The sequence below is a fragment of the Finegoldia magna ATCC 53516 genome (assembly GCF_000159695.1).
Classification (GTDB): domain Bacteria; phylum Bacillota; class Clostridia; order Tissierellales; family Peptoniphilaceae; genus Finegoldia; species Finegoldia magna_F.
The window spans coordinates 968,447-989,209 of the sequence record NZ_CM000955.1 but is presented as its reverse complement, the minus strand read 5'-3'; the positions used below and the strand labels follow the sequence as shown (position 1 = coordinate 989,209).

Annotated in this window: 20 protein-coding genes and 1 CRISPR repeat array (1 of these 21 running past the window's edge); of the genes, 12 read left to right on the top strand and 8 right to left on the bottom strand. The window is 32.2% G+C overall.

Annotated elements, in window-relative coordinates; genetic code table 11:
• Positions 1-1,059: direct repeats of the CRISPR family, unit length 30 nt; unit sequence ATTAAAATCTACCCAGAGTGGAATGTAAAT; it reaches 2,395 nt to the left of the window's first position.
• 2,706 nt (positions 1,060-3,765) lie between these two features.
• The 3 genes from HMPREF0391_RS04575 to HMPREF0391_RS04565 all read right to left on the bottom strand — a co-directional run bounded on the left by HMPREF0391_RS04575 (position 3,766) and on the right by HMPREF0391_RS04565 (position 5,940).
• A complete protein-coding gene (locus tag HMPREF0391_RS04575) occupies positions 3,766-4,935 on the bottom strand; it encodes an IS256 family transposase (protein ID WP_196218489.1) in 1,170 nt (389 codons plus the stop codon).
• Between the two features lie 109 nt (positions 4,936-5,044).
• Complete coding sequence (locus HMPREF0391_RS04570; RefSeq protein WP_002835732.1) at positions 5,045-5,722, bottom strand: hypothetical protein; 678 nt, start codon at positions 5,720-5,722, stop codon at positions 5,045-5,047.
• Positions 5,723-5,739: 17 nt separating this feature from the next.
• Entirely contained in the window at positions 5,740-5,940 is a 201-nt protein-coding gene (locus tag HMPREF0391_RS04565; RefSeq protein WP_002835731.1) for a hypothetical protein, read from the bottom strand.
• 108 nt (positions 5,941-6,048) lie between these two features.
• On the opposite strand from HMPREF0391_RS04565, the gene yqeC reads away from it, so the two are divergent.
• From yqeC to rpsI, 4 genes are all read left to right on the top strand, one after another.
• Complete coding sequence (gene yqeC / locus HMPREF0391_RS04560) at positions 6,049-6,747, top strand: selenium cofactor biosynthesis protein YqeC (RefSeq protein WP_002835730.1); 699 nt, start codon at positions 6,049-6,051, stop codon at positions 6,745-6,747.
• Positions 6,748-6,756: 9 nt separating this feature from the next.
• Positions 6,757-7,050 carry a cupin domain-containing protein gene (locus HMPREF0391_RS04555; protein ID WP_002835729.1) on the top strand — a complete coding sequence of 98 codons (294 nt, stop codon included), beginning with the start codon at positions 6,757-6,759 and terminating at the stop codon, positions 7,048-7,050.
• Positions 7,051-7,238: 188 nt separating this feature from the next.
• Positions 7,239-7,670, top strand: a complete 432-nt coding sequence (gene rplM, locus HMPREF0391_RS04550; RefSeq protein WP_002835728.1) for a 50S ribosomal protein L13 — start codon at positions 7,239-7,241, stop codon at positions 7,668-7,670.
• 11 nt (positions 7,671-7,681) lie between these two features.
• Positions 7,682-8,074: a 30S ribosomal protein S9 gene (rpsI, locus tag HMPREF0391_RS04545; RefSeq protein ID WP_002835726.1), complete on the top strand. Its 393-nt coding sequence runs from the start codon at positions 7,682-7,684 to the stop codon at positions 8,072-8,074.
• A 138-nt stretch (positions 8,075-8,212) separates the two neighbouring features.
• On the opposite strand, the gene HMPREF0391_RS04540 is transcribed toward rpsI, so the two are convergent.
• Positions 8,213-9,148 carry a hypothetical protein gene (locus tag HMPREF0391_RS04540; protein WP_002835725.1) on the bottom strand — a complete coding sequence of 312 codons (936 nt, stop codon included), beginning with the start codon at positions 9,146-9,148 and terminating at the stop codon, positions 8,213-8,215.
• Positions 9,149-9,392: 244 nt separating this feature from the next.
• Between HMPREF0391_RS04540 and rlmH the strand changes: the two genes are divergently transcribed.
• The 6 genes from rlmH to HMPREF0391_RS04510 all read left to right on the top strand — a co-directional run bounded on the left by rlmH (position 9,393) and on the right by HMPREF0391_RS04510 (position 14,671).
• On the top strand, positions 9,393-9,872 hold the full coding sequence (gene rlmH, locus HMPREF0391_RS04535) for a 23S rRNA (pseudouridine(1915)-N(3))-methyltransferase RlmH (protein WP_002835724.1): 480 nt from the start codon (positions 9,393-9,395) through the stop codon (positions 9,870-9,872).
• A 7-nt stretch (positions 9,873-9,879) separates the two neighbouring features.
• Positions 9,880-11,112, top strand: a complete 1,233-nt coding sequence (locus HMPREF0391_RS04530) for a CapA family protein (RefSeq protein WP_002835723.1) — start codon at positions 9,880-9,882, stop codon at positions 11,110-11,112.
• A 2-nt stretch (positions 11,113-11,114) separates the two neighbouring features.
• Entirely contained in the window at positions 11,115-12,197 is a 1,083-nt protein-coding gene (gene trpS / locus HMPREF0391_RS04525; protein WP_002835722.1) for a tryptophan--tRNA ligase, read from the top strand.
• A gap of 333 nt (positions 12,198-12,530) precedes the next feature.
• Complete coding sequence (locus HMPREF0391_RS04520; protein WP_002835721.1) at positions 12,531-12,977, top strand: hypothetical protein; 447 nt, start codon at positions 12,531-12,533, stop codon at positions 12,975-12,977.
• A gap of 17 nt (positions 12,978-12,994) precedes the next feature.
• Positions 12,995-13,396 (top strand): large conductance mechanosensitive channel protein MscL, encoded by a 402-nt coding sequence (gene mscL / locus HMPREF0391_RS04515; RefSeq protein WP_002835720.1) that lies wholly within the window; start codon positions 12,995-12,997, stop codon positions 13,394-13,396.
• An 87-nt stretch (positions 13,397-13,483) separates the two neighbouring features.
• Complete coding sequence (locus tag HMPREF0391_RS04510) at positions 13,484-14,671, top strand: MalY/PatB family protein (protein WP_035109315.1); 1,188 nt, start codon at positions 13,484-13,486, stop codon at positions 14,669-14,671.
• A 55-nt stretch (positions 14,672-14,726) separates the two neighbouring features.
• Here the strand turns inward: HMPREF0391_RS04510 and HMPREF0391_RS04505 are convergent, their stop codons facing one another.
• Entirely contained in the window at positions 14,727-15,698 is a 972-nt protein-coding gene (locus HMPREF0391_RS04505) for a hypothetical protein (protein WP_002835718.1), read from the bottom strand.
• Positions 15,699-15,898: 200 nt separating this feature from the next.
• Here HMPREF0391_RS04505 and HMPREF0391_RS04500 point away from each other — a divergent pair, with 200 nt between their 5' ends.
• Entirely contained in the window at positions 15,899-16,588 is a 690-nt protein-coding gene (locus HMPREF0391_RS04500) for a hypothetical protein (protein WP_002835717.1), read from the top strand.
• Between the two features lie 44 nt (positions 16,589-16,632).
• Here HMPREF0391_RS04500 and HMPREF0391_RS04495 read toward each other — a convergent pair whose 3' ends face one another.
• Both HMPREF0391_RS04495 and HMPREF0391_RS04490 read right to left on the bottom strand, forming a co-directional pair.
• Complete coding sequence (locus HMPREF0391_RS04495; RefSeq protein WP_002835716.1) at positions 16,633-18,072, bottom strand: aminoacyl-histidine dipeptidase; 1,440 nt, start codon at positions 18,070-18,072, stop codon at positions 16,633-16,635.
• Positions 18,073-18,130: 58 nt separating this feature from the next.
• Positions 18,131-19,510 (bottom strand): PLP-dependent aminotransferase family protein, encoded by a 1,380-nt coding sequence (locus tag HMPREF0391_RS04490; RefSeq protein WP_002835715.1) that lies wholly within the window; start codon positions 19,508-19,510, stop codon positions 18,131-18,133.
• A gap of 109 nt (positions 19,511-19,619) precedes the next feature.
• Between HMPREF0391_RS04490 and pdxS the strand changes: the two genes are divergently transcribed.
• Positions 19,620-20,462, top strand: coding sequence for a pyridoxal 5'-phosphate synthase lyase subunit PdxS (gene pdxS, locus HMPREF0391_RS04485; protein WP_002835714.1), 843 nt, complete (start codon positions 19,620-19,622; stop codon positions 20,460-20,462).
• 53 nt (positions 20,463-20,515) lie between these two features.
• Here pdxS and relB read toward each other — a convergent pair whose 3' ends face one another.
• Positions 20,516-20,737 carry a type II toxin-antitoxin system RelB family antitoxin gene (gene relB, locus HMPREF0391_RS04480; protein ID WP_002835712.1) on the bottom strand — a complete coding sequence of 74 codons (222 nt, stop codon included), beginning with the start codon at positions 20,735-20,737 and terminating at the stop codon, positions 20,516-20,518.
• Between the last annotated feature and the right edge of the window lie 26 nt (positions 20,738-20,763).

Here is a 20,763-nt window from a genome sequence, read left to right as displayed (position 1 = left end):
ATACTATAAGGATAAGTTAAAAAAAGAAAAAGATGAAATTAAAATCTACCCAGAGTGGAATGTAAATGAAAACAGCGAGTTTACTTTTAATCGACTAAACGGAATTAAAATCTACCCAGAGTGGAATGTAAATTATCAATGCTTTGAAAATTCAACAAATGATGGATGATTAAAATCTACCCAGAGTGGAATGTAAATTATACTCCCAATCATACTTTAACGGCTGTATTTCTTTATTAAAATCTACCCAGAGTGGAATGTAAATGAGGCTTATGACGTAGAAGATGATGGTAGGTTCACATATTAAAATCTACCCAGAGTGGAATGTAAATGTGAAAAGATATATCAAAGTTTTCCTCCTATTCTATTAAAATCTACCCAGAGTGGAATGTAAATTTTTTATTCTTATGATGTATTTAAAGTTTTTTATAATTAAAATCTACCCAGAGTGGAATGTAAATAAAAATTCCAAAGACTTAGACCAACTTGCAAAAATTAATTAAAATCTACCCAGAGTGGAATGTAAATGCCTTTATGAAACAACATAAAGTAAAATTATCAGAAATTAAAATCCAACCAGAATGGAATGTAAATGTTGTCTCACTGACTTTCATTGCGGAATCACTTATTATTAAAATCCAACCAGAATGGAATGTAAATTTGAATACTCCTCTTGAAATTTTATCAAACTATTATAATTAAAATCCAACCAGAATGGAATGTAAATCTAAAAGTAGTAAGCGAACACGCTTTTAATGTTGATAATTAAAATCCAACCAGAATGGAATGTAAATGAGTTCAACTCATAGAAATATCCTGCACCAGTCGCAATTAAAATCCAACCAGAATGGAATGTAAATGACGTTCCGAAGGAATATCAATCTGCACTTAAAAAAGATTAAAATCCAACCAGAATGGAATGTAAATACAAAATGTTGATGTGCTACCAACTTTTTTGTAGGAATTAAAATCCAACCAGAATGGAATGTAAATGCCATTACGATTAATAGAACTCCTCCACCAATCATTATTAAAATCCAACCAGAATGGAATGTAAATCTCGCATGGCTTACTGTAGCAAGTAAAGCACAAAAAATTAAAATCTAATCATACTGGAATGTTTTAAATAATCTCAAAGCATAATTTAAACCATTAAAATCTAATCATACTGGAATGTAAATAGCTTTTTTTTATAAGTAAAAAATTCTGAGTTTATATTAAAATCTAATCATACTGGAATGTAAATAACTTTAATATTGCTTCTCTACTATTTACGACACTATTAAAATCTAATCATACTGGAATGTAAATATACTTTTACTAAGTGAAGTACTAACACTATCAGAAATTAAAATCTAATCATACTGGAATGTAAATCTAGCATGTGATACTGTTGAAATTAAAGCACAAAAACATTAAAATCTATTCATACTGAAATGTAAATACGTTAGCCGAGTATGCAGAGGTATAAGAAACACTGCATTAAAATCTATTCATACTGAAATGTAAATTAAAAAATTTGATTATAAAAGAAAAATTTCCATTATTAAAATCTATTCATACTGAAATGTAAAGGGAGTACCAGTAAAAAGATAAATCATAACTAAAACCATTAAAATCTATTCATACTGAAATGTAAAGCTCAAATTTGCTCCGAAGTTTTCATCGCTCATATCATTAAAATCTATTCATACTGAAATGTAAAGTTAGAGTGGATATAAAAGGGCTAGATGATTCATTGAATTAAAATCTATTCATACTGAAATGTAAAGATGAGAGACCGTCCTTTTTTATTACAGCCTTGGCATTAAAATCTATTCATACTGAAATGTAAAGTCTGATATAGTGCTAATTGCATATTGACAATTCGTCCATTAAAATCTATTCATACTGAAATGTAAAGATATTAGCTCAAGAAAACATACAAGATTACTTCAATATTAAAATCTATTCATACTGAAATGTAAAGTCCAAAGAAGAAGTAATAGCAAATTGCTTTAACGCAATTAAAATCTATTCATACTGAAATGTAAAGTTCTCATCGTCTTTTTTGTCCATCTCATATTCGTTATTAAAATCTATTCATACTGAAATGTAAAGTACCAATACGTGATCGCAACAAAAGTTGCGATTGGAATTAAAATCTATTCATACTGAAATGTAAAGACATTGGAAGACTATGAGGATTCTGAAGCTTATGCATTAAAATCTATTCATACTGAAATGTAAATCCATAGCCGCTGCCAAGCCTTAGTATTGCAAATTGATTAAAATCTACTCATACTGAAATGTAAATGCAATTCCCAAGCCGACAGGTGCTACTGTTCCTAAAATTAAAATTTAACCACAGTGGAATGTAAATGACAACATCGGCGTAGTTGGATTAGGTATCGAAACATTAAAATCTATCCAGAGTGGAATGTAAATGATATCGATTCTGATATCTCTAGAACAATAAGACCTAATTAAAATCTACCCAGAGTGGAATGTAAATTGCACAATTGTGATATTCTGCAAGTCGTTGCTATCAATTAAAATCTACCCAGAGTGGAATGTAAATAGTGTTCCACCTAGAATATTACCCATTCCAATTCCATTAAAATCTACCCAGAGTGGAATGTAAATAATTTTAAATTACAGATCAGGGGTTATAGTACAGAATTAAAATCTACCCAGAGTGGAATGTAAATGTTAATGTTTTGCCTTTGTCAATTTCACGATTAATATTAAAATCTACCCAGAGTGGAATGTAAATTATTTCTCCTTTCACTTGATTTTTTCTCAAGTGTCTATTAAAATCTACTCATACTGAAATGTAAATATAAAGGCGGTTACCGTTGACGGGTTAGAATTTAGGATTAAAATCTACTCATACTGAATTGTAAATTTTAAGAATCCATCAATTATAGCCTTACCCGCGCTAATTAAAATCTACTCATACTGAAATGTAAATGTGAGCTATCCAAATATCGTATTTCTTGATACGCTATTAAAATCTATTCATACTGAAATGTAAATGAAGAAAAAGAGGGACACTGCGTTGTATTTGGTGGAATTAAAATCTACTCATACTGAAATGTAAATATGTTTACAAAAGTAAAGAAAAAAGATCCACTGTTATTAAAATTTAACCATAGTGGAATGTAAATAATATTTCTGCTAATATGGTTAACTTATCTTGTCCAGATTAAAATCTATCCAGAGTGGAATGTAAATAAAGGTAACTTTTTTGAAAAAGGTAAACAAAAATTGGATTAAAATCTACCCAGAGTGGAATGTAAATTTATCAAAGCTATACGTTGTAGTCTGTTTACAATTGATTAAAATCTTACCAGAATGGAATTTAAATAACGTTTGATGATAATCAAGATACTGAAGCCTCATTTAATATAGCAAATAAAACACTTGTTGATTTTCGCGAAGTTAACACCATCAAAAAAAGACTATGAGTTCACGCTCACAGCCTTATTTTTGGGTATGTGAAAAGTTTTGTGTATCAGCTCCTCCTGATAGGTTGTGAGCTGATATTTTTTTGATTTTTAAAAAATATACTTTTATTACTAAAATCTGAAAGTTCAGATATTTGTAACCTAATTTTGGCACAATTAAACTAAAAGGTCAAGATTTTTCTAAAAATCTCCCTTTTTGCCTAATTGTATTTCTTAAAAATTTGAAGATTTCTGTCAAGAGCTGGTCGTCAGACCAGGGCTATACCTTTACTCTTGATTGAATGATTCAAATTTTTTATTATCTTTATGGCAAAATTTAGATTCTGCCTTCAAAAAATATTGATAGTTGTGACAATATTTGATCCCATCCTCTTATTCTACTCGTCCATTTACTTGAAGCATCTACCATCGCTAGATACAAGCTTTTTTGTAGGGCGTAGTCACTTGGAAATATTGTTTTGTTTTTTGTTACTTTTCTAAGTTGTCTATTAAAGTTTTCTATGCTATTTGTTGTATATATTAGTTTTCTTATTCCTTCTGGATATTTGAAATATGTTGATAATTCAGCCCAGTTATTTCTCCATGAATTTACACACATTGGGTATTTTTTGCCCCATTTTTCTTCAAATATATCTAGATTACTTAGTGCTAGTTCTTCTGTTGATGCTTTGTATACTGTTTTTAAGTCTTTCATTAGCTCTTTTATATCTCTATATGATACGAATTTTGTTGAATTTCTTATTTGATGAATTATGCATTTTTGAATTTCTGTTTTTGGATATACACTTTCTATTGCTTGGCTAAATCCTGATAAATTATCTGTTGAGACTATTAATATATCTTCTAATCCTCGTTCTTTTAATTGATTTAATACCAATAGCCAGTATTTACTTGATTCATTTTCTCCTACCCACATTCCAAGTATTTCTTTGTATCCTTCTGTATTGTATCCTAGTGCTATATATACTGCTTTTTTTACTACTATGTTATTTTCTCTTACATGATAGTGTATTGCATCTAAAAATACAAATGGATATACTTTTTCTAATGGTCTATTTTGCCATTCTTCAATAGTTGGTAGTATTTTATTTGTTATTTTGCTTACCATGGATTCTGATATTCCAAATCCATAGATTTCTTTTATGTGTGTTGATATGTCTCTTGTTGTCATTCCTTTTGCATACATAGATATTATTTGGTTTTCTATGTTTGATATGTCTTTTTGATATTTTTTCAATGCTTGTGGCTCAAAGGATCCTTCTCTGTCTCGTGGGATGTTTAGGTCTATGTTTCCGTATGATGATTTAACTGTTTTTTTACTTGATCCATTTCTTGTGTTTAATGACAGTGGTTTTTCACCATATTCATAATCTAGATGTTCATCTAACTCTGCTTTTAACATTTGTTCCATTGTGTCTCCTAGAAGATCTTTCAAAGCTTCTTGTAAATCTTGTACTGTTTCTGGTTGATATTCTTCAATTAACATCTTGGATATTTTGTTGAGTCTAGTTTCTGGTCTTTTTCTTGGCATTTTAAAATCCTCCTGATTACTATTATATCAGGAGGATTCTATACACAAACTATTTCACAGTCTCTTATTTTTCGTGTTGTTTTATTATATTTTCTAATCTTTTGTATTCTTTTTTAAATCTCGGGTTTGTGGATTTTGATTTCAATTTATTTAAGGTTTTTCGTGCTAATACAAAATCGTCGTCAAATATGTTTTTCATTATATACAATTGTTTGATGTTTTCACCGTAATTTGGACTGTTTTCAAATTGTTTTAAAAGTTTTTCGTGTGTTGCGAACAGCTCATTAAACTTTTCTTCATCGTTTAATTTGAAGTGGGCGATCATTGTGTTGAGCCAATATATTAACTGAAGGTCTTGGTTTTTCAATTGGTCTGTTGCAATTGTTTCATAAACTGACAGTGTTTTATTAGGCTCATTTAACTCCAAATATCCTGCTCCCAAATTCATTTTCATCACTGTTTGGATGTGTTTGTTTTTGATTTTGGGGATTTTTGGTTCTAATTCATTGACGAAATCCTTGTATTTCATTTCTTCAAAAAGTTTCATTGAATGTTTTAAATCATTTGTTTTATAGAAGAAATAAATTGTGTTAACGATTAGAATGATTGCCAAGACTGCTGCTCCAATTATCCAATAATATTTAAGCATGACTTTGTCGTCGATTTTGAATACGATGCTAATTATAAGCATTGTTATCCCGATTGCGAATGCTATGCCAAATAATTTTAGAAATTTTTTCATGTGTACCTCGTTTTACGTTATTTAAAAATATCGAATATACTTCTTGTTGTTTTGTTATAAATCTTGTTGTAAAGTGCTTTTTTGGGGTTTTTAAACCAGCCGACGCCTTTTTTGCCGTAAGTTGGATCAATTGCAGACTTTAGTTGTCTTTTGTACTTTGAAGTTGTTCTTGCTCTGAATGATTTCTTCAAGCTTGGTGTTCTAAATCCTATTTTCATAAATGCCTTCCTTATATATTATTATATATTAATTATAATTCATTGGTGCAGATTTTCAATTGGGTTTTGTATTTGAAAATTTTGTGAGATAATAAAAATGGTGATATTATGTTGGGGTTTATGAGTTTGAAAGATAAAAACATGATAGCAGTTCAAGGCGCTGGCGGGAAAACTTCGAGCGTTTTTTTGCTTGCAAATGAGTTCAAATCTATGAACAAAGCATCTCTTGTGAGTACGACAACTAAAATGGGAATTGTGAGTGAGGATAAATTTGATTGTTTGTACAAATTCGATGAGAATGCGAAAATTGTTGACGGGAAAATATATTTTGCATCAAAATCACGTACAGAAACAAAAGAAATCGGATTTGAACCGGAATTTTTCGACAAAATTTTTGCTGAAGGTGTGTTTTCAAATATAATTTTGGAGACTGATGGAGCAAAGACAAGACCTATCAAAGCTCCACGTGAAGATGAGCCTGTAAATCCTAGAAATATCACGCATTGTGTTGGCGTGATGGGACTTGATAGTGTGGACAAGCCTTTTGATGAGAGATTTTGCCACAGAAAAGAATATATGGAGAAAATTATTGGAAATTCCAAGACCTTGACAACAGAAAGCTACGCTAAAATCATCAATTCCTATCGTGGTCTGTTCAGAAATTCATACGATGCGAAAAAATTTTTGATTTTGAATAAGGCAGACACAAAACAAGACATTGAAAATGCGATGGATATTATTGAGAGAATTGATGTGGATGTGAAGATTTTTGTGATGAGTTTTGGGGAAATTATTAAGATATATTAGGAGAATTTTATGAATTTACTAGAAGATTTGAATTTTGATGAAAATCATATTATTAAGGATACAATTGTTAGAAATGAAAAGTTTGATATTCACAGAATACAATCAAAAAACGAAACATCTGGGCCGTACAATCAGGACTTTGACGAATTTGTTGTCGTGATTAAGGGGGATGCGATGTTAAATGTAGAAGGAAAAGATGTGAGACTTAAGGAAATGGATACGTATTTTATTCCGAAAAATGTCGTTCACGAAGTAAAAAGCACAAGCGATGAATGCGTGTGGTTGTGTTTTACGATAAAATAGTTGACAATTGATTCAAGAGAGTATATAATATTTTGGTATGTAAAAGGAGTCATTTCCTTTTATGCAATACAGAAAGTCGCCGATGGCCGGGTGTGCGACGTGTCTAAATTCCCGGTGAGAAAACAATCGCTTTTTGGCAGCGATGTCCAAGTAGCCAAATATTGTAAATAAAGGAAAGGATGAATTGAATGAAAACTTATATACCTAAGAAAGATGACATCCAAAGAAAATGGTATGTAGTAGACGCAACAGATGTTGTTTTAGGTAGATTATCTACTGAAGTTGCTTCTATTTTAAGAGGAAAAAACAAACCAATGTTTACTCCTAATGCGGATGTTGGAGATTACGTAATTGTAATTAACGCAGAAAAAGTTAAATTAACAGGTAAAAAATTAGAACAAAAAGAATTAAGACATTACACAGGATACGCTGGTGGTCTTAAATCAATTACCTACAAAGACTTAATGAACAAAGATCCAGAAAGAGCTGTAACTCATGCTATCGTTGGTATGCTTCCTCACAACTCTTTAGGTCGTCAAATGGCTAAAAAATTAAGAGTTTACAGAGGCGCTGATCACGATCACATCGCTCAAAACCCTGAAGTTTTGGAAATTAAGTAGGAGGTAATTAAATGGCTAATAATAGATATCAAGGAACTGGTAGAAGAAAAACTTCTGTTGCTAGAGTTACTTTAGTACCAGGAAGTGGAAAATTCACAATTAACAAAAAAGATATAAGTGAATACTTTAACTTCGATACATTAAGAGTTATAGCTAAGGAAGCTTTGGAATTAACAAACAACACTGAAAGCTATGATGTTACTGTTAATGTAAAAGGTGGCGGATACACTGGTCAAGCAGGTGCTATTAGACATGGTGTTGCTCGTGCTTTATTAGAAGTTGACCCAGACTACAGAGCTGAATTAAAAAGAGCAGGTTTCTTAACTAGAGACCCTCGTAAAAAGGAAAGAAAGAAGTACGGTCTTAAAAAAGCTCGTAAATCTCCACAATTCAGTAAGAGATAGTTTTTTCGAAATTATTCCCACAGATTTTTGTCTGTGGGTTTTTTATTTGCGTAAAAAATTATTAGAAATATTAAAAATCCTACTTTATTACAAGTAGGATTTTTGTTTTCTTAATATTAAAAATTTGGTATAGTGCCATTAGTCCACTTTTATTCCTTTTGTATCAGGAGTATCTAATTCAAAAATCAAATCATTTTCTTCAACCTTTTTAACCATTTTAGAAAATCCTGAAAAATGCATATCGTAAACTTCATAAATTTCTGAAGATGGATTTAGGTCGAAAGTAACCTCCTTTTTATCTAGCACTTCTAGTGGTACATTTAGCATTTCATCGCGTTTATCGTCAGAAAATGCATTAGTAATAGTAAACACAATTGACTCTGTACTAGTGTTATTACCAGTTCCATCAGTTTTTATTTTTAGTGTATATTTTGTTGGGGTTGGATCGCTGTACTTATAGTTTTTAAATTTAGAAATGTTTGAATCAATTTCAGAAATTTTTCTATCTAAATCAGAAATCATACTAGTATATGATTTAATACCTTTTTCATCATTATTATTTTTTGCAAATTCTAAATGTTTTTCAAAAAAACTCTTAGACTCTAAATAAGATGGTTTTTCTTTTTCGTTTATTTCAATGCCTTTTTGTAAATTTTTATCAATTCGTGATTTATTACTTTTTTTTGCTAATTCAAGGATTTCATTATCTGATAAGCCCTTTAAATTTGAAAAAGTTAAATTATCACATTTATAATACGAAACATGTCCATTTCCGTCAAAATTTAAGATGCTTATGATTTCGCTATCTTTTGAGACTGATGAATTTGAATATATCTCGAACCATATCCCTTGTTGAGAAAAGGCTCTTGATGGAGTAAGTGTTTTACTATTTTGATTGCTATCCACCTCTTGTTCGGTAGTAACATTATCTCTAGATTGTTCTTCTACACTGAGTCCTTGATTATCTTCAAGATTTACTTCAGAATCAGTTTTTTTACTAGAACAAGATGTAAATGAAATTAAGGACACTAATGTCATTGTTAGCAGTAAAAATTTTTTGGCTTTAAAGTTCATAGATACGTCTCCTAAATAAAATTACTTAATATTAAAGTTAATAAAAAATTAAGTTTATATAATTATAACAAAGTTTAAAAGAAGTTACAATATATAAACTAGAACAAAACTAAAATATAAAATAAAAAATGTGGTAAAAACCAGTTCTAATCAAAATCGGTTTATTTGCGTAAAACACAATTATTATTTTAAACTCTCAAACAATATATGATATACTTATTAAAGTAAAAAGGTTGTGATTATTTTGAATATCGATATTATTTCGGTGGGTAAGGTTAAGGAAAAATACATAAAACTTGGTATTGCAGAATTTTCGAAGAGGTTATCTGCGCATTGCAAACTCAATATAATTGAGGTTGATGATTTGAGTGCTGCGGAGAATTTGTCGGATAGTGAAAAGGAGATCGTGAAGGACAAGGAAGCTGAGAAAATTATGTCCAAGATCAAGGATAATCATTATGTGATTACTTTGGAGATTTTGGGAAATCAACTTACTAGTGAAAAATTAGCCGCCAAGATTGAAAACTTAACCGTTCAAGGTCATTCCAATATTTGTTTCGTAATCGGTGGGTCGTTGGGACTTGGAAAAAGTGTGCTTGACAGGAGCGATTATGCGCTTTCTTTTTCAAAATTCACATTTCCACATCAACTGATGAGGCTGATTTTGTTGGAACAAATTTACCGAAGTTTCAGAATAATCAACAATTTACCATATCATAAGTGAGGATAAAATGAAGGGAAAAAAGACGACCGTTGCATTGGCTTTTCTTATTGTGATTTTATTGGGAGCTATTGGCTTCAGATACTCAGAAATTTCTGGGAAATTTCCAATTCACACAGCATCTCAAAAAAGTTCTCAAGTGAAAAATGCTGCACAATCAAAATCTCAATCAAAAGTAAAAGTCAGTGACAAATCAGAAAAAGAGAATAAAAACCTGGAAAAGAAAGAGATAACTATAACTTGTTGGGGCGATTATATGAATCACATCACGCAAATTCGCCAAGCGAAAGCGACAAATTATGATTTCACGGATTCTTTTGCAGCGATAAAAGATATTGTTGGTAAAAGTGATTTGTCCATAGTTAATTTGGAGACGACGATTGCGAAGAATGCATCAGAAATGAGTGGTTATCCAGAATTTGCTACGCATGAAAATGTTATAAAAGCGTTCAAAGATACGGGATTTGATGTAGTGAGCACTGCAAATAATCACTCTTACGACAGAAGATTAAAAGGAATTGATCGCACGATTGAAGCTATTGAAAAGTACGGTTTGAAAAGAACTGGAACTTTCAAGGAAAATGAATCGACGAATCCACTTATTATTGATGTAAAAGGGATAAAGGTTGGATTTTTCTCATATACTCAAATGCTCAACGGATTTGAAAATTCTATGCTTAATTCCGGAAGAGACACTGCGGTGAATTTGATTAATACGGAACAAATCCAAAAAGATGTGGATTATTTGAAGCAAAATCACGCCGATGTGATAATGTGCTACATGCATTGGGGAGAGGAATATTCAGATTACCCTAATTCATATCAGAAAAATACGTTCAAGAAACTTTCAGATATGGGAGTTGACTTGGTGATAGGATCGCACCCACACACAATACAAAAGTCTGATGTTATTGAAAACGACGGCAAAAAATCATATTGTGTTTATTCAATGGGAAATCTAGTTTCAGATCAAAGAGAATCCTACGGACAATATTACGGTGTAGAGATTGGAGTGTACTCGGATATTAAAATTGAGAAAATTGGCGACAAGACAACTGTAAAAAGTTTTGAAAACAAACCATACTATGTGGACAAATACACTGATAGCGTGACTACGAGATATGTCGTAGTTCCAGTAAAACAAGTCCTCAATTCAGAGATAAATTATTCAAGAAAAGACAAAATAATATCTAAATTAAACAGAGCAAATCAACATTACGAGAAAATATTTAACAAGGAGTAAAAATGGGAAATATAATACTTACAGGTGACAGACCAACAGGAAAATTACATTTGGGTCATTACGTAGGCTCTTTAAAAAACAGAGTTATCATGCAAAACAAAGGGGATTTTGACAAGATGTATGTCATGATTGCCGATGCACAAGCTTTGACTGACAATTTTAACAATCCAGACAAAGTTCGTGAGAACATCATTGAAGTTGCACTTGATTATTTAAGTTGCGGAATCGATCCAAACAAAGTTACGATTTTTGTACAATCACACGTAGAACAACTTACAGAATTGATGTTTTATTATATGAACTTGGTTACACTTTCAAGACTCGAAAGAAACCCTACAGTTAAAGCAGAAATCAAACAAAAGGAATTTGGAGCGAGCCTTCCTGTTGGATTCTTGACATATCCAATCAGCCAAGCGGCAGACATCACGCTTTTCAACGCAAACATAGTTCCAGTCGGAGAAGATCAGCTTCCAATGTTGGAACAAACGCGTGAAATAGTCAGAACGTTCAACAACTATTATTCAGAAGTTTTGGTTGAACCAAAAGCTGTAATTCCTGACAACAAAATCTGTTCCAGACTTCCAGGACTAGACGGCAAAGCGAAAATGAGTAAATCATTGGGCAACTGTATTTATTTGTCGGATTCAGAAAAAGACGTCAAATCAAAAGTAATGAGCATGTTCACAGACCCTAACCACATTCAAATCTCAGACCCTGGAAAAGTTGAAGGAAATACAGTGTTCACTTATTTGGATGCTTTCTGTACAGACGATGATTTCGCAGAATTTCTTCCAGATTACAAAAATTTGGACGAATTAAAAGACCATTACAGACGTGGTGGACTTGGCGATGTCAAAATCAAAAAATTCTTGAACAATATTTTGCAAAAAGAATTATCACCAATCAGAGAAAAAAGAAAACACTACGAACAAAACATTCCAGAAATTTTCGATATGTTGTTAAAAGGATCAGAAGATGCCAGAGAAGTTGGAGCAGAAACTTTGAAGAAAGTAAAAGCTGCAATGGGAATTAACTACTTCGAAGATGTAGAATTGATTAATAAACAACAACAAAAATACAAATAAAGTAGAAACAATCACTTAGGTGGTTGATTACGGATAGCAAACCATCATGCACAAATATCTAAACTTCAAAAATTGATGATTTCTAAATCTCAAAATCCTAAAATCGCAAGCACGCTAAAGCTTACGCAGTCCGATTTTGACGGATTTATTCGATTTGAAATCATGACAATTTTTTCCGTATGATATTCTTAGCATGAAAGGTTTGCTATATTTTTATGTCAAAAACTTCTATGGTTGATTTTTCCTTGATTAATTAAACAGAAAATATATTTGATTTTCTTTGCTTAAAAATATTATTTAAGGGTATATATAATTTAGGAAAGGAAGATTTTTATGTTAAGAGCAAAAGTAGGATCTAGATTATATAATGTAAATGAAGCTATTAAGCTTGGAGAAATTGCGATAGCAAGTCTTGGCGAGGTGCAATCTTATTTGGGTACAGCTTCAGGTTGGGGAATTTTCGATATTTTCAAGGGTAAGACTATTACCACTATGATTAAAAGATCGAATTTGAAAAAGGCGAAGAATCAAGCGAAGAAGGCTGATTTGGCGATTAGAAAGTTCAATAATATTATGATTGATTTGGACAAGAAGCCAAGCGTTGGTTTCAGATATAAAAAGACATTTTTCTTGGCGGATTATTTTGATAACAAAGTTTTCGATTCTGTTATTCAAATGCAAATTTTATCTAACAAGAAGAACTGCGAAAATGCGATTAAACAATTGAAAAAAGAAGTGTACAATTTACAAAAGGAAAAAATCAATTTAATGAATGAATAATTTTACAAGGGGGATTTATGTTAAAAGAATTTAAAAAGTTCATTACTGAAGGTAATGTAATGGATTTGGCAGTTGCCGTTATCATGGGTGCTGCCGTTAAGGAAATGGTCGATGGACTTATCAATGGTCTTATCGCACCTTTGATTGGGGCTGCAACAGCTGGTATAGATATGAAGGAATTGGCTGTAACACTTGCAGGGGTTAAGTTACAATACGGTTTGTTCTTGGATGCGTTGGTTAAATTTATTATAATTGCATTCGTAGTTTTCATGATGGTCAAAGCCGTTAACAAGGGTCGTAATGCATTGCACAAAGAACCAGCAGCAGATCCAACAACAAAAACTTGCCCATACTGCAAGAGCGAAATCGACATTACTGCTACTAGATGTCCACACTGTACATCTGAATTAACAGAATAATTTGACTGAAAAGGGGATTGTATCCTCTTTTTTTTGTTGGTTTTGTGATATACTGAAAACGTAATAATTTATAATAAGGAGATTATGATGAAATACGATTTTGAAACGATTAGTGACAGAAACGAAATGGGCTCTAGAAAATGGGCTGTAAGAAGTGAACAATTTCCGAATATGAAAAAAGATGTTGTTCCATTCAGCGTTGCGGATATGGAATTCAAAAATGCACCGGAAATTATCGACGGTTTGAAAAAACGCTTAGATAATTTGGTTTTGGGATATTGTTCACCTACAGACAGATTTTACAATAGCATCATAAATTGGGACAAGAAACACCACAATGCAGATATCAAAAAAGAATGGATTGTCGAAGTTCCAACTGTTGTAGATGGATTCTTTGCTGCAGTTAGTTCCTTTACACAAAAAGGTGATTCTGTAATGATTATGAGACCGGTGTATGGTCCATTCAGATTTGCGATTGAATTTAACGACAGAGTTATGGCTGATGTTCCTTTGATTTCAGACGAACGCAACGATTACTCAATTGATTTTGAAAAATTCGAATCAGAATGTAAAAAAGCTGAAAACAAAATGGTTATTCTTTGCAACCCTCACAATCCAGGCGGTATTTTGTGGAGCAAGGATGATTTGGAAAAAGTAATCACAATTGCAAATGCAAATGATGTGATTGTGGTTGTTGATGAGATTTGGCAAGATATTGTTATGCCGGGAAATACTCACACATCTGTGCTTTCATTGGATAGAAAATTAATCGAAAAAGCTGTTGTGTGTCAATCTGCTACAAAATCTTTTAACTTGGCTGGACTTTGCTGTGGATATATGATTATTTCGGATCCTGAAATGATGATTCAATACAAGAAGACTTTGGATATAATGAGAAGCAACACTGTCAATGTTATGGGACTTGAAGCTACACAATTAGCTTTTGATGAAGCTGAAGATTGGCTTAATGAAATGATTCAAGTTATCGACACTAACCAAAAAATCGTGTACGATTTCTTCCAAGAAAAATATCCTAAAATTATCGTAAATCATCTTCAAGCGACTTATGTTATGTGGATGGATTTCAGATGTTTGGGATTGAACAGTGACGATTTGCTTAAAACATTGGGCGAAAAAGCTGATTTGGTATTCACTGACGGAAGATTCTTCGGTGAATGCGATGGATTCGTAAGATTTAACGTTGCAGCTCCTACACAAGTCGTAAAAGACGCATTAGTTAGATTGGATAATTTACTACAAGAAATATACAAATAAACATAAAATTTCCCGAAACTCATTCGAGATTCGGGATTTTTTATTTTACGTTCAATTATTTTATGTTCAAAAATTGTTGCATAAATTCGAAAGGACCATTATCCACTTGTACTTTTGGGTTGTTGATAGATGTGTCTTCTTTTGAATTTAATGAAATGTTCATGCTTTCAACATCCTTTGATTTAGGAGTAGACTTCAAATGAACATCATATGATTTGTCTTTGAATTCGAATGTTAAATTAAACATATCGTCTTTGTTAGTTGTCTTCAACGTGTTGATTTTGTCTTCGAATTCTTTTTGTGATTGTTCTGATTTTAGGTTTTCTTCGACTTGTTGAAGTTTTTGTTGTTCTGATTCTGTAAGATCACTTCCCTTGGCAAGTTTGGCGTATTCTTTGAAGTTTTTCAATAAAGTTTTTCTTGAATATTCCATAACTTTTGCCCATTGTTCACCAGTCAAATTCACAGAATATTTGTGATTGCCATCATCTGTAACCTTCAATTCTTTGTTGTCGATCACGAAATCTTTTGCAATTCTAACTTGGAATTTTGCATTAGATGACAAAAGTGGCATGAAAACTGTGAAATCTCTTACAGTTGTAGCTTGGAAGTTTTGTTCAGTTAATTTTTGCAAAATTTGTGTAACATTGAAGTACAAATTCTTTTGAATCAAAGCTTCCTTCATTTTTGGTGGAAGATTGTTAGCGAATGCGTCGTAATTCAAATAAGCTTTTCCATCTTGGATTGCGAAGTGAAGCTCTCCCAAATTATTGCCTTGACCAGCTAATTGTGCGATATCGCTTGTTACAGTTGCCATTGCAACGCCTGTTGTTTTGTCTTGTGTTGCAGTGACTTTCATTTCTTTTAGCTTAGAAGTTTCGTTCTTGAATTCATAAGATTGGTTCTTCCATTCAGTTGTTTTTCTAAAATCGTTTAATAGGCTCACTTTTTCTTTTGCTTGAGAGCAAGCGCTTAAAGTTATTACCATCAGTAGTGATAATAACACTAATGTAAATTTCTTTTTCATAAATTCCCCCTGACTATAATATTATAACAGATTTGGGCAAATGATTTTCGAACAAATCACAATTGTAGACTTATTGTAACATGAGATTGAATTTTTGATGATATAATATTAATATAAATAAAAATCTGGTGTTTCAACACATTCAGAAGTTAGACTGAATGTTTCAATATCAAATTTAGGAATGTATATTAGGGGGAAATATGGTAATCGATAAATTAAAAAAAACAATAACGCTAGTTATTATGATGTTGTTACTTTTATCGTCTTGTCAAAAAAATGAAATTAAAAACGTTGAGCAAAAAGCAAATCAAAACGAAACAGTAAAAGTAGATATTGACGAAAAGGATAAAGCTAATATAAACAAAATTGTAAAAACCTTCATAGTTGAAAAATACCACAAGATAGAAAAAGATACGAATAAAATTAGATTGAGTGAAAGTCTTGAAAAATTTTTAGCCAAAAAACCAGATAATAAGTATTATGAATTATCCAAACTGGAAACATTGGATTTTTATAAAAATAAGGATAAAATTATGGTCTTAGTGAAGACCTGGATTTCTACTAAGGACCAAAAATCTGGAGAAGGCGCGATAATGAGGATTTTAATATCTGAAAACAAGGATGGGTATGTCGTAGAAAAAGAAGTGGATGAAGATAATATAGAATCGAGAAATTATCAAACAAAACTATCCCCAAAAGATATCAAACATTATCTTAAAAAATCATTGATAATGAATGGGGAAAACATATCGGATTCAGAGATAGATAAAAAGATAAAAGATATTGATGTGTTAGATTTTTACTCATATATTGGAATGTTTGAAGTTCAAAAAAGTAAAGAAACTAATGACGATTTAATCCATGTTTTAGAAAATCATGAATACAAATAATTAAAAAAGGAAAGTTCATAAAAAGAACTTTCCTTAATTTTTTGTTATTTTAATTTTTCTAATAATTTTAATGTGTAATCGTACATTCTTTGAGTAGATTCAATTCCCAAATGTTCCAATGGAGTGTGAGCTCCGAAAATATCTGGACCGAAACTAATCATATCGCAATCAGGAAGTACGCCTTTTAACAAACCACATTCCAAACCTGCATGAATTGCAGTTACATTAGCTTTCTTGCCAGTCATTTCTTCGTACAATGCTGGAGCAACCTTTGCCAATTCTCCATCAGTGTTGAATTCCCATGCTGGATATTCTTTTTCGATAACTGTAGTTCCGTGAGTCAAATAAGCTAATGATTTGATCTTGTCGAACATATTGTGAAGTTCGCTTTCTACAGAACTTCTTACACAACAAGTAACCTTGATTTTTTCGTCGTCTGCTTCAACAATACCAACGTTAGAACTTGTTTGAACCAAACCTTCGATATCTTGTGAAGTTGAGATAACATCGTTGATTAACAAATACAAGAATTTAACGATTGATTGGGAAGTTTCTTTTGAATAAGAAAATTCTGTTTTTTCTGTTTCTTTAATATCCAAAACCAAGTTAGGGTCTGTTTTTCTACCTTCGTGACGAACGTATTCTCCAACTTCGTTTAAAATATCCATTGCCTTATCCAAATCATCTACAGTGATGATAGCGTGAGCGTTCTTAGCGATGGCGTTGTGTTTTGAACCGCCGGAGATTTCTTGCAATCTAAAATCCATTTCCAAAGCGACTTTGTTCAAAAGTCTTGCCATAACTTTGATGGCATTTTTGTTTTGTTTTTGAATTTCAAGACCAGAGTGACCACCATTTAATCCAGAAAGAGAAATTTCAATAGCCTTTGACAAACCTTCTGATTTTTCGCTCTTGAAAGTAGTGATAGCATTTGCTCCACCAGAACAGCTTACAATGAAATCACCTTCAGTTTCAGTGTCGATGTTTAACAAACGAGTTCCGCTCAAATGTTCAGCAGTCACGCCATTTGCTCCGTCCATTCCACGTTCTTCGTCAATAGTTACTAGAACTTCCAATTTTGGATGAGCCACATCATCAGAATCCAAAATAGCTAAGCAAAAAGCAACAGCAATTCCGTCATCTGCTCCCAAAGTTGTGTTATCTGCATAAACATATCCGTCCTTAACGTGCATTGAGATAGGATCTGTCAAGAAATCGTGATCTGAATCATCAGTTTTTTCGCAAACCATATCCATGTGTCCTTGCAAAATAACAGGTTCTGAATTTTCGTAACCTTTTGTAGCATCTTTTTTGATAATAACATTGTTTAGAGAATCTTGGTACACTTCCAATCCTCTTTCCTTTGCGAAGCTAACCAAAAAATCTGATACAGCTTTTTCATTTCCTGAACCACGAGGAATATCGTTTAATTGTTTGAACCAATGGAACACTTTCTTTGGTTCTAAATCTTCATATTTTTGCATGAGTAACCTCCTATATATATTCTTACTTTATTATAACTCTTTTACATTATTTTGTAATCTAATTGACAAGATTATTTACAACATTTACGATAATATCCATACCATTGGAGATATCATCGTAGCTCATCTTAGCAAACCCAATCAAAAACACATTAGTGTTCATATTTTTATCCAAATAAAAATCATCGATAGGAATAACATACACGGATTTTTCCTTCAAAGTTTTCAACAAAACATCACTGTCAATCCTCTTATCGACCTTGATTACGACAGATGTGCCACAATCAGTTTTCTCAAAATCAATGAATTTACAGCCGTTAATTTTTGAAAAAATAATTTCGTATTTTTTTGCGTACACCTTCTTCATTTGATTGACCTGCTTTTCAAAATCTCCACTGTCGATAAATTTTGACAACGCAGATTGAACGAAAATCGACACAGGACACCTCTCAGATTTTAGTACAGAATAGAATTTCTTCATCAAATTTTTTGGCAAAACCATAAAACTCACACGCATCGCTGGAGTCACCGTACGCGAAAAATTCCCAATGTAAATCACCTTATCATTCACATCCAAAGTCTTCAGTGGAGCGATAGGACGAAGCTTGTATTTGAATTCTGCATCGTAGTCGTCCTCAATTATGTAGCGATTATTATCAGCGTATGCCCAATTCAACAAATCAATCCTTTTATTAATCGGCATAATCGCAGAAGTAGGAAATTGATGAGAAGGAGTCACGCTTACAACATTCGCATCTGTTTTTTTCAGAAAATCTATATCAATCCCATCCTCATTCACATTAATCGCTCTGCTATCGAAATTATTGTAGAAACCAATTCCGTGATAAGCATATCCTGGATTTTCAAAACCAAATACGGGATTGTTGAGAAGATTTTTAATCAAAATCAACAACTCATTGCTACCGGAACTCACGACGATTTGGTTGGGATTCACGATAATCTCTCTGAAATCCTTCAAATAATTTGAAATAGAACATCTCAACGAAAAAAGTCCAAGTCCATCGACCTTTCCCAAAATAGCATCATCATCTTCGTTAATTGAATCTCTGAAAGCTTTTCTAATCTGCTTGTATTTAAAACACGATTTATCCACGCCTGAAAATGAAAAATCATACAGGTAAGAATTCCTTTCTTCTACAATCATATCTTCATCATCAAAGTTTGCATCGTTTTGCAAAATATGACCAGATTTTTCTACAAAAAATCCACTTCTCTCACTGGAACGAATGTAGCCTTCCTTTTCCAATTGGTAATACGCATTTGAAACAGTGTTTATCGAAATATTCAGCTCATTCGATAATTTTCTAATAGAAGGAAGCTTATCATTGGTCTTCAATTGTTTCGTGTTAATCTTTTCTTTTATAGAATCGTAAATTTGATTATACAAATAATCTTTGTCGTTTAAATTTATGAACATAAAATCCTCCGTTGGATTAAGTATAACACATCTGTAACCATAAAATTATTTTATTTTGCTACTATAATTAGATGCAATTTGCGTGTATTATAGAAGCGAGGTGATTTGAATGGATCTAAATGAAAAATTAAAGGGCGGAGTAATAATGGATGTAATCAATGCTGAACAAGCGAGGATTGCAGAAGCAGCAGGAGCAGTAAGCGTAATGGCACTTGAAAGAGTTCCTGCAGATATTAGAGCTGCTGGAGGAGTTAGCAGAATGAGCGATCCTAAAATGATTGAAGAAATTATGAAAGCTGTCAAAATTCCTGTGATGGCAAAAGTTAGAATTGGTCATTTTGTTGAAGCGCAAATTTTGGAATCGTTGGGAATTGATTACATTGACGAATCAGAAGTTTTGTCTCCGGCAGATGACAAATATCATATCGACAAATCAAAATTTAACACTCCTTTTGTTTGTGGAGCGAGAAATTTATCGGAAGCTTTACGAAGAATCAAAGAGGGCGCCAAGATGATTAGAACAAAAGGTGAAGCTGGAACGGGAGATGTTGTTCAAGCTGTTACACATATGAGACAAATCATGGGCGAAATTTCATTGGTGAAGTCTTTGAAGGAAGATGAATTGTACGACAAAGCAAAAGAAATGGGAGTTTGCTTTGAATTATTGAAATACGTTCACGAAAATGGAAAATTACCTGTACTTAATTTTTCTGCAGGTGGAGTTGCAACTCCTGCTGATGCGGCGTTGATGAGACAATTGGGGGCTGAAGGTGTATTTGTTGGTAGTGGAATTTTCAAAAGTGGAAATCCAGAAAAACGTGCAAAAGCTATCGTAAAAGCTGTGGAAAATTACAACAATCCTGATGTATTGCTTGAAGTGAGCAAAGATTTGGGAGAAGCAATGGTGGGAATTAATCCCGATGAGATAAAAGTCATCATGGCTAATAGATAAAATTCGAATAAAATACAATGGCTACCGAAAATCGGTAGCCATTTTTAGGTTTATTACAAGTCTAAATCTTTCCATAATTCAGAAATTGGTTTGCTATTTTTTTCATCTTTTAGGAAATCTTCATATGCTTTTTCAGCTGTGATTGTGTCGTATTCATCCTCAATTTTTTCGAATAATGCACTTTTAAAAGCATCTTCCAAATTCATCGAATGATTTTTAGAATAAGTTTTTGCAAGAATCATTTCTTCTTGAGTTAATTGAATATTAATTTTCATTAGGCTACACTCCTTTATACATATTT